13 protein-coding genes are annotated in these 13,383 nt (G+C 67.3%); 8 read left to right on the plus strand and 5 right to left on the minus strand.

Going from position 1 to position 13,383, the window contains the following annotated elements; all coding sequences use genetic code 11:
* The 4 genes from ABF821_RS16480 to ABF821_RS16495 form a co-directional block, all read left to right on the plus strand.
* Nucleotides 1–1,333 (plus strand): MFS transporter (locus ABF821_RS16480; protein ID WP_415530810.1); only part of this gene is annotated, 1,333 nt, incomplete at its 5' end.
* A 34-nt stretch (nucleotides 1,334–1,367) separates the two neighbouring features.
* On the plus strand, nucleotides 1,368–3,077 hold the full coding sequence (gene ade, locus ABF821_RS16485; protein WP_415530811.1) for an adenine deaminase: 1,710 nt from the start codon (nucleotides 1,368–1,370) through the stop codon (nucleotides 3,075–3,077).
* Between the two features lie 252 nt (nucleotides 3,078–3,329).
* A complete protein-coding gene (locus ABF821_RS16490) occupies nucleotides 3,330–4,541 on the plus strand; it encodes an MFS transporter (protein ID WP_415530812.1) in 1,212 nt (403 codons plus the stop codon).
* A gap of 13 nt (nucleotides 4,542–4,554) precedes the next feature.
* The gene (locus tag ABF821_RS16495; RefSeq protein ID WP_415530813.1) at nucleotides 4,555–5,070 is read left to right on the plus strand and encodes a DUF1697 domain-containing protein; all 516 of its coding nucleotides are present in this window, start codon (nucleotides 4,555–4,557) and stop codon (nucleotides 5,068–5,070) included.
* A gap of 185 nt (nucleotides 5,071–5,255) precedes the next feature.
* Here ABF821_RS16495 and ABF821_RS16500 read toward each other — a convergent pair whose 3' ends face one another.
* From ABF821_RS16500 to ABF821_RS16515, 4 genes are all read right to left on the minus strand, one after another.
* Nucleotides 5,256–6,476, minus strand: coding sequence for an MFS transporter (locus ABF821_RS16500; protein ID WP_415530814.1), 1,221 nt, complete (start codon nucleotides 6,474–6,476; stop codon nucleotides 5,256–5,258).
* Between the two features lie 27 nt (nucleotides 6,477–6,503).
* Entirely contained in the window at nucleotides 6,504–6,899 is a 396-nt protein-coding gene (locus tag ABF821_RS16505; RefSeq protein ID WP_415530815.1) for a GlcG/HbpS family heme-binding protein, read from the minus strand.
* Between the two features lie 166 nt (nucleotides 6,900–7,065).
* Complete coding sequence (locus tag ABF821_RS16510; protein WP_183009090.1) at nucleotides 7,066–7,758, minus strand: IclR family transcriptional regulator; 693 nt, start codon at nucleotides 7,756–7,758, stop codon at nucleotides 7,066–7,068.
* A 27-nt stretch (nucleotides 7,759–7,785) separates the two neighbouring features.
* Nucleotides 7,786–9,378 carry an APC family permease gene (locus ABF821_RS16515; RefSeq protein ID WP_182973454.1) on the minus strand — a complete coding sequence of 531 codons (1,593 nt, stop codon included), beginning with the start codon at nucleotides 9,376–9,378 and terminating at the stop codon, nucleotides 7,786–7,788.
* 294 nt (nucleotides 9,379–9,672) lie between these two features.
* On the opposite strand from ABF821_RS16515, the gene ABF821_RS16520 reads away from it, so the two are divergent.
* Together ABF821_RS16520 and ABF821_RS16525 are read left to right on the plus strand one after the other, a co-directional pair.
* Nucleotides 9,673–10,608, plus strand: coding sequence for an SPFH domain-containing protein (locus ABF821_RS16520; RefSeq protein WP_415530816.1), 936 nt, complete (start codon nucleotides 9,673–9,675; stop codon nucleotides 10,606–10,608).
* Nucleotides 10,605–10,814, plus strand: a complete 210-nt coding sequence (locus ABF821_RS16525; RefSeq protein ID WP_415530817.1) for a hypothetical protein — start codon at nucleotides 10,605–10,607, stop codon at nucleotides 10,812–10,814. Before ABF821_RS16520 ends, ABF821_RS16525 begins: the two co-directional genes overlap by 4 nt.
* Nucleotides 10,815–10,853: 39 nt before the next feature.
* Here the strand turns inward: ABF821_RS16525 and nagA are convergent, their stop codons facing one another.
* Nucleotides 10,854–11,972, minus strand: coding sequence for an N-acetylglucosamine-6-phosphate deacetylase (gene nagA, locus ABF821_RS16530; protein ID WP_415530818.1), 1,119 nt, complete (start codon nucleotides 11,970–11,972; stop codon nucleotides 10,854–10,856).
* A gap of 345 nt (nucleotides 11,973–12,317) precedes the next feature.
* Here nagA and ABF821_RS16535 point away from each other — a divergent pair, with 345 nt between their 5' ends.
* Complete coding sequence (locus ABF821_RS16535; protein ID WP_415530819.1) at nucleotides 12,318–12,929, plus strand: glutathione S-transferase family protein; 612 nt, start codon at nucleotides 12,318–12,320, stop codon at nucleotides 12,927–12,929.
* Between the two features lie 101 nt (nucleotides 12,930–13,030).
* Nucleotides 13,031–13,225, plus strand: coding sequence for a hypothetical protein (locus tag ABF821_RS16540; RefSeq protein ID WP_415530820.1), 195 nt, complete (start codon nucleotides 13,031–13,033; stop codon nucleotides 13,223–13,225).
* Nucleotides 13,226–13,383 lie beyond the last annotated feature (158 nt).

Here is a 13,383-nt window from a genome sequence, read left to right on the forward strand (position 1 = left end):
GTCCCCAACCCCGTCCCGTACCCCCAGCCTGACATGGAAAGACCTGCGCACGCTGATGCTTGCCGCGCTGGGCGGCGCACTGGAATTCTATGATTTCGTGATCTTCGCGTATTTCGCGAAAGTCATCGCCCAGCATTTCTTCCCCGCCAGCCAGCCCGACTGGCTGCGCCAGACCGAGACCTTCGGCCTGTTCGGCGCCGGCTATCTGGCGCGGCCGCTCGGCGGCGTGATCATGGCGCATTTCGGCGACCTGCACGGGCGCAAGAAGATGTTCGCCTTCAGCGTGCTCTTGATGGCGGCCCCCACCCTGCTGATCGGCCTGCTCCCCGGTTTCGACACGCTGGGGGTGGGCGCGCCGCTGGTGCTGCTGGTGCTGCGCATGGCCCAGGGGGCCGCCATGGGCGGCGAGGCCCCTGGCGGCTGGGTCTTCGTCGTCGAACATGCCAGCCCCCGGCATACCGGCCTGGCCTGCGGCCTGCTCACCGGCGGCCTGACGGCGGGCATGCTGATCGGCTCACTGGTCGCGCTGGGCCTGAATGCGGCTCTGTCGCCCACCGCGATCACCGATTGGGGATGGCGGCTGCCGTTTCTCCTGGGTGGCCTGTTCGGGCTGATCGCCATGCGCCTGCGCCGCTGGCTGCACGAAACCCCGGTCTTCGCCGAAATGCAGGCCAACGATGCGCTGGCACGGCAGGCCCCGCTACTCACGGTGCTGCGCGCCAGCCGCCGCGCAATCGTCCTCTCGGTGATCGGCACCTGGACGCTCACCGCCGCGATCATCGTCCTGCTGCTGATGATGCCGGCTCTGCTGCAAAGCCTGCATGGCTTTTCCCCCGCCAGCACCATGCGCGCCAGCCTGATCGCCACACTGAGCATCACCCTCGCCTCCGTGGCGATCGGGGCCGCGACCGACCGCTGGGGCCTGCGCGGCACCATCCCACCGGTCATCGCATTGCTCATCGCCGGCGCCTGGGGGCTGTACGCGGTGGCCCCCGCCCATCCCGCATGGTTCATGGCGCTCGCCGCCCTGGCCGGCATCGGCGCCGGCTATGTCAGCCTGGTGCCGATCGCGATGGTGCGGGCCTTCCCCCCGGCGACCCGCTTCTCCGGCCTGTCCTTCTCATACAACCTGTCCTACGCGGTCTTCGGCGGGCTGACGCCGGCCTGCGTCTCGGCGCTGGTCGGGCACAATGCCACCGGGCCGGCCCTGTATGTCATCGTCATGGCCCTGATCGGCGGCGCCGCCCTCTGGGCCATGCCCGACATCACCGCCCCGCGCCCCGCGCATGCGCGTGGAACGCCGCTCGCCGGCCAGGACGCCACACGGATATAATGGACGCCACCGCCTGTCCGTGCTTAAGAACGACATGGCAAGCATCTCTCCCGACCTGATCGCCCGCCGCATTCGCCAGGGCAGCGGCGCGGAAGCACCGGATCTGGTCATCCGTGATGTCCGGCTGTTCGATCTGGTGACCGGCGCGCTGATCGAGACCGATATCGCAATCTGCGGCGACACCATCGTCGGCACGCTGGACCGGTACGACGGCCCCAACGTCATCGACGGACGCGGCCGCATCGTCGTTCCCGGCTTCATCGACACCCATCTGCATGTCGAATCGTCTCTGGTCACGCCGTTCGAATTCGAGCGCTGCGTGCTGCCCCACGGCGTCACCACCGCCATCTGCGACCCGCATGAAATGGCGAATGTGCTGGGCGTCCCGGCCCTGCGCTATTTCCTCGACGCCGCGACCCGCATGGTCATGGACCTGCGGGTCAATCTGTCGAGCTGCGTGCCATCCTCGCCAGTCGAGACGTCCGGCGCCGTCCTGATGGCGGACGACCTGACCCCGCTGATGAACCACCCCAAGGTCATCGGCCTGGCGGAATTCATGAACATGCCCGGCGTGCTGTCCGGCGCCCCCGACTGCATGGACAAGCTGGCCGCCTTCGCGGGCCGCCATATCGACGGCCACGCCCCGCTGATGGGCGGCAGGAAGCTGAACGGCTACCTGTCGGGCGGCATCTCCACCGACCACGAGGCCACCCGCGCCGACGAGGCGCTGGAGAAGATCCGCAAGGGCATGACGGTCCTGATCCGCGAAGGATCGGTCTGCAAGGACCTTGCGGCGCTCGCGCCGCTGCTGACGGTCGAAACCTCCCCCTTCCTGGCTTTCTGCACCGACGACCGCAACCCGCTGGAAATCGCGCATGAAGGCCATATCGACTTCCTGATCCGCAGCGCCATCGCACGCGGCGTGCCACCACTGGCCGCCTATCGCGCCGCCAGCCTCACGGCGGCCCGCGCCTTCGGGCTGACCGATCGCGGCATGCTGGCACCCGGCAAACGCGCCGACATCGTCTTCCTGGACGATCTGGAACGCTGCACGGTCTCCGATGTGCTGGCCGGCGGCCGCCCCATCGGGCCGGCACTGGCCGAGCGCCAGCCGATCCCGGCCCCCGGCCGCGACAGCATCATCCTCAACCGGCCGGTCACGGCGGAAGATTTCACGGTCCCCGGCAGCGGCACCGGTCGTCCGGTCATGGGCATCGTCCCCGGCCAGATCATCACCACCTTCCTGACCGAAGACCTGCCCGAGACCGAGGGCGGCGTCCTGCCCGACATCGGGCGCGACATCGCCAAGGTCGCGGTCGTGGCGCGACACGGGCTGAACGGCAATATCGGCCGCGGCTTCGTGCAGGGTTTCGGCCTGCGCAGCGGCGCCCTGGCCTCATCGGTCGGCCACGACGCGCATAATATCTGCGTCGTCGGCATGGACGACGCAGACATGGCGGCGGCGGTCAACCGGCTGGCCGAAACCGGCGGCGGCTTCGTCATCGTCGAGGGCGGCGCGGTCCGCGCCGAACTCAACCTGCCGATCGCCGGCCTGATGAGCGACGCACCGTTCGAGACCGTGCGGGCGCAACTGGACATCCTGCGCGCCGCAACGCGCGAGATGGGCGTGACGCTGGAAGAACCATTCCTGCAACTGGCCTTCCTGCCCCTGCCGGTGGTGCCGCACCTGAAGATCACCGATCACGGTCTGGTCGATGTCAGCCGAATGACCGTGATCGGTTGACCGAAGCCCTTGCAATCGCGCGGCTCGCACGAAATTGACTCCCCCGCCAGCCGCGATGACACAGCAAAGACGGCGCCGCCCCGACAGCGCCCCGCACGGGAAAAGACGCGGCCCGCACCGGCAACCCCGCGCCGTAAAACCCTCGCCCGCCTCCAGCCCACGGCGCGGAAAAACGCCCACAGGGCTTGCCAGCACCGGCATTTTTCAAACAGCCTCCGACGACCAGTTCTGAACTCTCGATCGGACGCCCCCATGCCCCTTGCTCCGGCGGATGCCGGCCTGTTCATCACCCGCGCCAGCCCGGCCTATCGCCGCGCCGGGCTGGCCCTGTTCCTGGCGGGCTTCGCGACCTTCTCGCTGCTCTACTGCGTGCAGCCGCTGCTACCGGTCTTCTCCCACCAGTTCGGCATCGGCGCGGCCAGCAGTTCGCTGTCGCTCTCCCTGTCCACCAGCGCCCTCGCCGTCGCCATCCTGCTCGCCGCCGCCCTGTCCGAACGCCTCGGCCGGCGCGACATCATGGCCCTGTCCATGATGCTGTCGGCCGTGCTGAACATCGCCGCCGCCTGGGCACCGGTCTGGCCGGCCCTGCTGGCCGCCCGCATGGCCGAGGGCTTCGTGCTGGGCGGCGTACCCGCCGTGGCGATGACCTACCTGGCCGAGGAGATCCACCCGCGCGAGCTGGGCCTGGCGATGGGCCTGTACGTCGCCGGCACCGCGTTCGGCGGCATGATCGGCCGTGTCGGCACGGGCATCCTGACCGATGCGTTCTCCTGGCGCGCGGCCATGACCATCATCGGCGCCGCCGGCCTTCTCGCCGCCCTCGGCTTCCTGGCGTTGCTGCCCCCCTCGCGCAATTTCGTCCGCCGGCCGGGGCTGAGCGCGCGCCATCACCTCGCCTCCTGGGCGCGCCACCTGCGCGACCCGGCGCTACCCGCGCTCTACGCCATCGGCTTCACGGTCATGGGCAGTTTCGTCACCCTCTTCAACTATGCCGGCTACCGGCTGATGGCCCCGCCCTACAATCTGGACCAGACCCGGCTGGGCCTGCTCTTTTCGGTCTATGTGTTCGGCATCGTGTCCTCGTCGGTCGCGGGCGCGCTGTCCGACCGCATGGGGCGCGGAAGCGTGCTCACCGCCGGCATCCTGATCATGGGAACCGGGATCATGCTGACCCTGCCACATGCCCTGCCCTGCATCTTCCTCGGCATCGTATTCCTGACGATCGGCTTCTTCACCGCCCACGCGGTGGCCAGCGGCTGGGTCGGGCACCGGGCGCGCAGCGACCGGGGGCATGCAACGTCCCTCTACCTGCTGGCCTATTATCTCGGCTCCAGCATCGCCGGCTCGGTCGGCGGCTGGTGGTGGACGGGCCTGGGGTGGAACGGGGTCGCCGGTTTCACGCTGCTGCTGCTGACCGGCGCACTCGCCGCCGCCGCATGGCTGCACCGGGTCGCCCGGTCCTGAAAGGAGAAATCGCATGACGGCCTATGTCGCCCTGCTGCGCGCGGTCAATGTCGGCGGCACCGGCAAACTGCCGATGACCAGTCTGGCCGCACTCTGCGCGGCCGCCGGGTTCTCGCGCGTGCAAACCTACATCGCCAGCGGCAACGTCGTCTTCCACAGCGACGGAACCGAAGATCAGGTCCGCACGGCGCTCGAAGACCGGCTCCATGCGCATTGCGGCAAGCGCGTCGGCGTCATCGTCCGCACAGCATCCGAGATCGCGGCGATCGTGGCCCAAAACCCGTTCCCCGACCAGCCGGGCAACCGCGTCATGGCCCTGTTCGTGGACACCCCCCTGCCGGCCGACCCGATGGAAGGCGCCACCGGCGCGCAGGACGAACAGGTCCGCCCGGGACACCGCGCCCTGTTCGTCTTCTACCCCAACGGCATGGCGAAAACCCGCCTGCGCCTCCCCAGCGAAAAGGCCGGGACCGCACGCAACATGAATACGGTCGCCAGACTGGCGGAAATGGCCGCCGCCGAGGGATGACAGGCGGCAACCAGCCTCTCAGAGCCTGACCGAAAATGCGCGCTGGTGGCGTGCCCTCCGCGCGTTTCCTGCGCTGCGGTGCTCACGGCCATCAAGGCCGCTCCGCTCCGATGCTCGGAAACACACGCCGGGCGCGGCCCTGACGGGCCGCTCTCGCTCACCAGCCCGCATTTGCGGTCAGGCTCTCAGGCGGACTGGGCGTTCCGCCCTTTCAGGGCAAACAGCGCCACGAGATAGACCAGCAATCCACCGACGGACAGCAGCGCCCCGCCCATGCCAAGCGCGCCATAGCCAAACTGGTGCGCCAGCAGAACGCTGCCCAATACGGCCCCCAACGCATTGGCGATATTGAACGCGGAATGGTTCAGCGACGCCGCCAGGGTCTGCGCGGTACCGGCAAAATCCATCAATCTCGTCTGCAACGCCGGCCCCAGCGCATTGAAGAAGGTCGGCACAAGGAAAACATCCGCCATCAGCCCGATGCGACTATGCAGGACATAGGGCAGAACCAGCATGGTCCCGATACTGCCCACCAGCGCGACCAGCACGGCCGCATCCAGGTTGCGATCGACAATCCAGGCGCCGACATTCGCCCCCGCCAGCATACCAGCCCCCCACAGCACCATATAGGTCATGACCATCCATTCCGGCACATGGGTCACATTGTTCAGAATGCTGGTCAGGAAGGTGTAGAGCGTGAACATGCCGCCAAAACCGATGGCCGCCGTCAGCAGGGTCAGCAGCACCTGCGCATTGGCCAGCCCCTGCAATTCCCCCAGCGGCGTCACAGCACGATCGGGTTGATCGGCCGGAATATACCGCCACACACCCAGCAGGGTCACGGCGCCGGCCAGCCCGATCACGACATAGGCGATCCGCCAGCCGAGATGATCGGCGGCGAAGGTCGAAAACGGCGCGCCGATCAGCGTGGCGATCGCAATCCCCGACAGCACCCGGCCAACCGCCCAGCCCCGCCGCGCGCGATCGACCATCGAGGCCCCGATCAGCGCCGAAATCCCGAACAGCGCACCATGCGGCAGGCCGGTGATGAAGCGGGCCATATCGACCAGCCCCGGCGTCGGCATCATGACGCCGAGAACATTCCCGCCACAGAAAAAGCCGAACAGCACCAGCAGAAGCTCCCGGCGGGAAAGCCGCGCGCCGAGAATGGTAAAGAGCGGCGCCCCCACCACCACCCCCAGCGCATAGGCCGTAATGGCATAGCCGGCCTGGGCTTCCGACACATGAAGCGAGGCGGCGAACTCGGGCAGCATCCCCATGATCGCAAACTCGCCGGTGCCCACGACGAATGTGCCGAATGTCAGCGTCAGGAATGCCAGGGCCGTTCCATGCGGCGGCGGGATGCGGGCAATACCGTGCCCATCCGGAATCATTTCTGTCGCCATCGGATCAATCCCGGATTCTACGCTCATTTACGAAAGGGCAGCCACGGCCACGCGGCCGATGGCGATATCGTCTTCGGTCCTGGCGCCAGAGACGCCAATCCCCCCGATCACCACCCCGCCCGCGTCCCGGATGACCAGCCCGCCGCCAAAGCTGGTCATGCCGCCATTGGTCTGTTCCAGCGAGTAGGCCCCGCCGCCAGGGCACGCAACCTGGCCAAACGCCGCGCTATCCATATGAAACAGCGCGGCGGTCCTGGCCTTCTTGTGGCAGACATCGATACAGCCCAGCGCAACGCCATCCATGCGCAGGAAGACAACCGGGCACCCCGCCGCATCCACGATGGACACGCACACGACGACACCCAACCGCTCCGCCTCCGCACGGGCTGCGGCGAGCATATGGGTAGCAGATGAAAGCTGCATGAAAACCGACCTCTGATGCTGTCAGGAAAGCGTGTCCCCACTCTAATCGAGACCAGCGCCCATGGAATAACCCGACCCCACAATTCCGAATTTATTCAATATTGTTGAACTTCCGCACCGCCGCCAGCGCGCATGTTCGCTCAGGCTCTCCGGCCCGCCCAAACCGTCAGGCGGCCAGCGTCATCATCGTCCAGCTCAATTCGATCAGCCGCCGCCGGGGCAACCTGTCAGCCGGCCCGGTAATGCTGATGCCCGCCTGTACCAGGCCGTTATCCCGCCACGGCACGGCCAGACAGTTCCATCCGGCGCGGGCGGCTTCAAGGTCGAGCGCATATCCCCTGGCCCGCACCTGTTCGATCTGCGAGAGAAACGCCGCACTCAGGGTCCGGCCCTGCGACAGGGCCATCCTCTTTTCGACCCCCGGAAAAAACGCAAGAAACACCAGTCCCAGCGCCGATCCTTCCAGCCTGTCACGCTGCCCGAATCCGGCACCATCCAGGCGCCAGGCCGGCGTTTCGATCATGTCGAGATACGCCACTTCATCCCCGCTCGGCACCGCCAGCAGCACCGTCGCCTCGCAGGCCCGCGCAATCGCCTCCAGCACCGGCCGCAGCCGATCGCGCAACATGGCATCATTCCCCGCCATACGCGCGATATTCAGAATCCGGCTCCCCAGATGATAGCGCATATCCCCCGGCACACGCTGCACATAGCCCAGGCGATCAAGCGTTTTCAGAATATTGTGGGCGGTCGTCTTGCCGATGCCCATCTGCTCGTGGATCGTGCGCAGATGCGCCCGCCCGCCTTCCTGGGCGATGATTTCCAGGATAGCGGCCGCCCGCTCGACAGACTGGATCACAGCCGCCACCGCACGGCGGCGACAGGCTCAGTGCCCGATATCCGGCAATCCATCATCCTCTTCGTCCATCAGCGACAGGTCCGGCGCGGCCACGGCGCTGCGCACCCCCCACATGCAGAACAACAGCGAAACGACTGCCACCACGATCAGGTCCCACCCATAGGGAATCCAGCCATGCCCACCGAATTGCGGGCTCCCGGCATAGGACAGGGCCGCGATCGTCGGCAGATAGACCATGAACCAGACGGCATGCCGGGCGGCCGCGCGATGCTGCGCCCAGCTATCCTGCCGGCGACACCACAGATAAAGCGGCAGAAGCAGCAGCATCAGCAGGATGATGTAGCCGCTCAGCGGCCAGCGCGCCCAATACAGCAGCAGCGACGAGAACATGAAGGCCAGCGCCCCGGTCAAGCGCATCACCGGCACCCGCACCGGGCGCGGACGATCCGCCAGCGTGTGCCGCAGCGCCAGCGCCGAGATCGGCAGCATCAGATACGAAATCACGGTACAGACCGAAATCACCGCCGCAAGAATACCCCAGCCGCGAAAGCAGAACAGAAAGATATAGGCGGCACCGAGATTGAACCACAGCGCCGGGCGCGGCACGCCATATTCCGGATGGATCGCCCCCAGCAGGTCGGGCAGCGTGCCGTTGCGCTGCATGCCCAGCGTCATCCGCGTGCTGGAGGCCAGATGCGTCGCCCCCGCCCCGCTGGGTGCAAGAAACGCATCGAAATACAGCAGCATCGCCACCCAGTTCAGGTTGAAGGCGATCGCCAGTTGCGCGAACGGCGAGGAAAAGGACAATCCCGCCCATCCCCCCGCACCCGGCCGCACCGCGCCCAGATAGGCGCATTGCAGCAGCAGATAGATCACGGTCGCCGTCGCCACCGACCCGATCACGGCAAACGGAATGCTCCGTCCCGGATTCCGCGCCTCGCCCGCCAGATTCAGCGGGCTCTGAAACCCGTTGAACGCAAAGACGATGCCCGAGGTCGCCACCGCCGTCAGCACGCCCGACAGGCCATAGGGCATGAAGCCCCCCGTCTCCGCGCCGGTCAGGTTGCCGGCATGGAAGCTGCTGGCCATCAGCAGCACCGCCGTCGTCGCCGGCACGATCAGCTTGAAGACCGTAATGGCGGAATTGAACCGGGCAAAGAACCGCACGCCCCAGAAATTGAGCAGGAAATAGACCACCACCAGCACGGCGGCGGCAGCCAGCCCGCTCGGCGACAGCACCCCGTCATGATACATGCCCCGCGCCCAGGGAAACGGCCAGGAACTCATATACTGCACCGAAGCCTCGGCCTCGACCGGCACGACGCTGACGATCGAAAGCCAGTTCGCCCCGGCGGCCATGAAGCCGACCAGCGGCCCATGGGTCAGGTTGGCATAGCGGACCATGCCGCCCGCCACCGGAAACATGCCGCCCAGCTCGGTGGCCATCGCGGCGATGACCAAGGCGATGAACGCCCCCAGCAGCCAGGCCAGAATAGCGGCCGGCCCGGCGGTGGAAGCCGCCCGTTCGGCACCGAACAGCCACCCCGACCCGATCATGGCGCTCAGCCCGGTGAACATCAGTTGCCAGGGTCCAAGGGCACGATTCAGGCGGGACGACACGTCAGGCAAACTCCGAAACGAGGGAACAGGCGAGCGAATCGCCCGCGATCCGCCCAACCAACCTCGTTCCGCGCCCGGATGCAACAGCCCCCGCCCAGCCCGCGCGCATCACGCGCGCCACCGCGACCGCGCCGGCGGCACCACGACCGAGATCGTGCCCGGCCCCGGTCATCCGGGCCATCCCGCCGCCCCTCACCGTCTGAATCGGCAAAAAACCCGCTCTTCGCATATTTTTTCGTTGCTTATTTTTTGATATCATAAATATATAAAATAAGAAAAAACGGAGCAGCAAGAATGGGTACGGCTGAAATCAGGGCACGGGCAATTTCGGGTTTCGTCGGCATCGGCGCCATTCCGCTTCTGGCTCTGGCCGGCGCCATCAGCCTGCTCTCCATCCAGGCAGACGCCTCGGACAGCGCAGCCACGGCCCACATCATCGGCGCGGGCCTGTGCGGCGGCGCGATCCTGCTCCTGCTGCGTGCGTTCATCACCCTGCAACCCAATGAGTCGGCGGTGCTGACATTCCTGGGGAAATATTCAGGAACCCTGAGCCAGGACGGCTTCTGGCTGATCAACCCGTTCGCCCTGCGCAAGCGGGTCACCCGCCGGCTCGTGACGCAGGAAATCGGCCCCCTGAAGGTCAATGACGCGGCGGGCAATCCGGTCGAGATCGGCATGGTGCTGACATGGCGCGTGGCCCAGGCGTCCCGCGCGGTCTTCGACGTGGAGAATTATCAGGCCTATGTCACGGCCCAGGGCGAAACCGCCCTGCGCAGCCTGGCCAGCCGCCACCCCTATGACGAAGAGGAATATCGCCACGCCCTGGCCGAACAGCAGGTGGGCGGGCCGCTCCGCCAGGAAGGCGCCGTGCTGTCCCTGCGCGACGGCGGAGACCGGCTGACCGCCACCCTGGCCGCCGACCTGCGCGACCGGATGGAACTGGCCGGCCTGATCGTGCAGGAAGCGCGCCTGTCGCACCTGGCCTACTCGCCCGAAATCGCCGCGACCATGCTGCGCAAACAGGCGGCGAGCGCCGTCATCGCCGCAAGGCGGACGATCACGTCCGGCGCCGTGGCGATCGTCGAACAGGCCCTGAACGAACTCGAAGATCGCCTGGGCGGCGTCCTGGACGCCGAACGCAAGGCGGCGATGATTTCCAATCTGCTGGTCGTGCTGGTCGGCGACCGTGATGTCACACCGGTCGTCAACACGGGCACGCTGTATTCGTGACCGGCGAAAGCCGCAGGGGAAGGCCGCGCGGGCCGGACAAGGCGGCGTTCGCGCTCCGCCTCGATCCGGCCCTGCTCGCGACCATCCGGCGCAGCGCCGATGCCGACCTGCGCAGCGTCAACGCGCAGATGGAAATCCTGCTGCGCGAAGCCCTGACCCGGCGCGGCATCCGCGTCGCCGAGCCCTCCGACAGCGACCCGCCCTGACCGCGTCCCGGAGCCGGCCCGCGTCGCCAGAGCAGGCCCTCAGCACACCTGCCGCCCGGCAACCCACACCTGCCGAACCCGCAACTGTTCGTCCATCACGACGAAATCGGCGCGGCGTCCCACAGCCAGAACGCCCCGATCATGCAGGCCCAGATAACGGGCCGGCGCGCCGCTGACCAGATCGGCGGCACGCGGCAGCGCCACGCCGCCACTCTCCACGGCGTTGCGCAGGGCCACATCCAGGGTCAGCACGCTACCCGCCAGCGACCCGCCCGGCAGCCGCACCACCCCATCGCGAATCATCACCTCCTGCCCGCCCAGTTGGCTCGGCCCGTCCGGCAGACCGGTACCGCGCATCGCGTCGGTCACCAGCAGCAGGCGCCCGTCCATCAGGCGCGCCGCCATGCGAAAGGTGGCGGGATGGACATGATGCGTATCCAGGATCATTTCGGCATAAGCCGCATCGCTGCACATCAACGCGGTCGCGGGGCCGGGGCGGCGTCCCTCGATCGGCGCCATGGCGTTGAACAGATGCGTCGCCCCCACCGTCCCGCCGGCGGCGCAGATCGTGCAGATCGCCTGCTCGGTCTGCGCGTAATCGGCCGTCATGTGGCCCAGGCTGACCCGCACCCCGGCGCCGGCGAAAGTCCGCATGGCCCGCTCGGCATGCTCCAGTTCCGGCGCCAGGGTCACCACGCGCACAATGCCGGTCTCCAGCACCTCCCGCACGAGGTCGGGATGCGGGGCCACGGCAAAAGGCGGCTGCGCGCCCAGCTTGTGCGGGCTGACGAACGGCCCTTCCAGATGCGCGCCATGAATGTCAGGCCCGTCCGGCACCCCAGCCCTGCGCACCTCGGCAACCGCGCGCAGCGCGTCCATCACGTCGGGCCAGGGCCGGGTAATGGTGGTCGGCAGGATCGTCGTGGTGCCATGCGCCAGATGAAAACGCGACAGCCGCCCGATCGCCGCCGCCCCATCCATCGTATCCGCGCCATCGCCGCCATGAACATGGCAATCGATGAAACCCGGCAGGATGTAGTGTCGCGGCGCCTCCGGGCATGGCGCGATCTCGCGGATCTGCCCGTCAAAGACGATGCGCCCCGGCATGATCCGCCGGGGCAGCACGATCCGACCTTCCAGAACTGGCAACGAACTCATCTTCCCTCCGCTATCGGCGGTCGTTCACGTCCGAAGTACCGGCCATGGAGCAGAATGGCAAAACAGGACGGCAGCATCGGCATCGCGAACATATCCTGCAAAGCGCGTATAGAGGCTTTGCCGCCGCACGCCCACCCGCACAGCCGGTTCGCGCAGGGACACACCCACACAAGTCCGTTCACGAAACAGCCCGCAATCCTCGACAACGATCCGGCGCAGGGGAACAGCCGCTTTCATTCGCGCCTTGACTCACGCCCACCCACGAATGATCGTCCGTTACCGGTAAGCGGGTCGCCCCATCGGCGCAAGCAGACCACCGGCAGAAACGGAAAAGGGTACGCCCCCATGCGTCTCTACGATCTCGACGTTTCGGGGAATTGCTACAAGGTCCGCCTCTTCGCCGCGCTCAGCGGCACGACGCTGGATCTCCTGCCCGTCGATCTCGCCGCCGGCGCCCATCACGCGCCCGCCTTCCACGCCCTCAACCCGTTCGACGAAGTCCCGGTCCTGGAAGATGGCAGCCTCGTGCTACGGGATTCGCAGGCGATCCTCATCTACCTCGCGGGCAAAAGCAGCGATCGAAGCTGGTGGCCCGAGGCCCCGGCGGATCAGGCAAGGGTCGCCGAATGGCTGTCCGTCGCCGCCGGCGAAATCCGCAACGGCCCCAACGCCGCCCGCCTGATCCGGAAATTCGGCTATCCGCTGGACATGGCGGACGCCCTGCGCTGGACCAACCGGCTCCTGCCAATCCTCGAATCCCATCTGCATGCGCAGGACTGGTTCGCGCTCAACCGCCCCACGATCGCCGATTGCGCCCTGTTTCCCTATCTGGCGCTCGCTCCCGAAGGAGGCATCGACCTCACGCCCTATCCAGCCCTGCGGCGATGGTTCGGCCGGGTCCGGGCCTTGCCGAATTTCATCGGCATGCCGGGGCTGGACGGCCACCCGAGCGCCTAACCGACGAACATCACGGGAAAAATCACCGCCGACCGGCAACCGGAACGAAAACCGCGCGATTGAATGGATGCCGCTCTCATTCCTCCCGCAAGGCACCTTCCATGACCGACGTTCCGTTGCCACGCCACCCGTTCCGCCTCGCCACCGCCCTGTGCCTGCTCCTTCTCCCGCTGGCCGCATGCAGTTCCGCCAGCGGCGAGGGCGACGACCACCCGCCCCACGGCAAGAACGTCATCGTCGTGCCGCGCGGCACCGATGTCGTCTGCCCCGACGGCACCCACCCGCCCTGTCCGTAACGCGCCTCACGACCTGTCCGGACGGCACATCATGGCGGCGGCACGCGCGCCGCGCGCCATGACCTGGCCCGCGACCACCACCCCATCGTCCGAAACCGGCAGGCCCGCCCGGCCCCCCGCCCGCGCCACCCAACCCTGAAAGGTATGCGACAGCGGGT

This window comes from Gluconacetobacter sp., from assembly GCF_047721585.1.
Lineage (GTDB): Bacteria > Pseudomonadota > Alphaproteobacteria > Acetobacterales > Acetobacteraceae > Gluconacetobacter > Gluconacetobacter dulcium.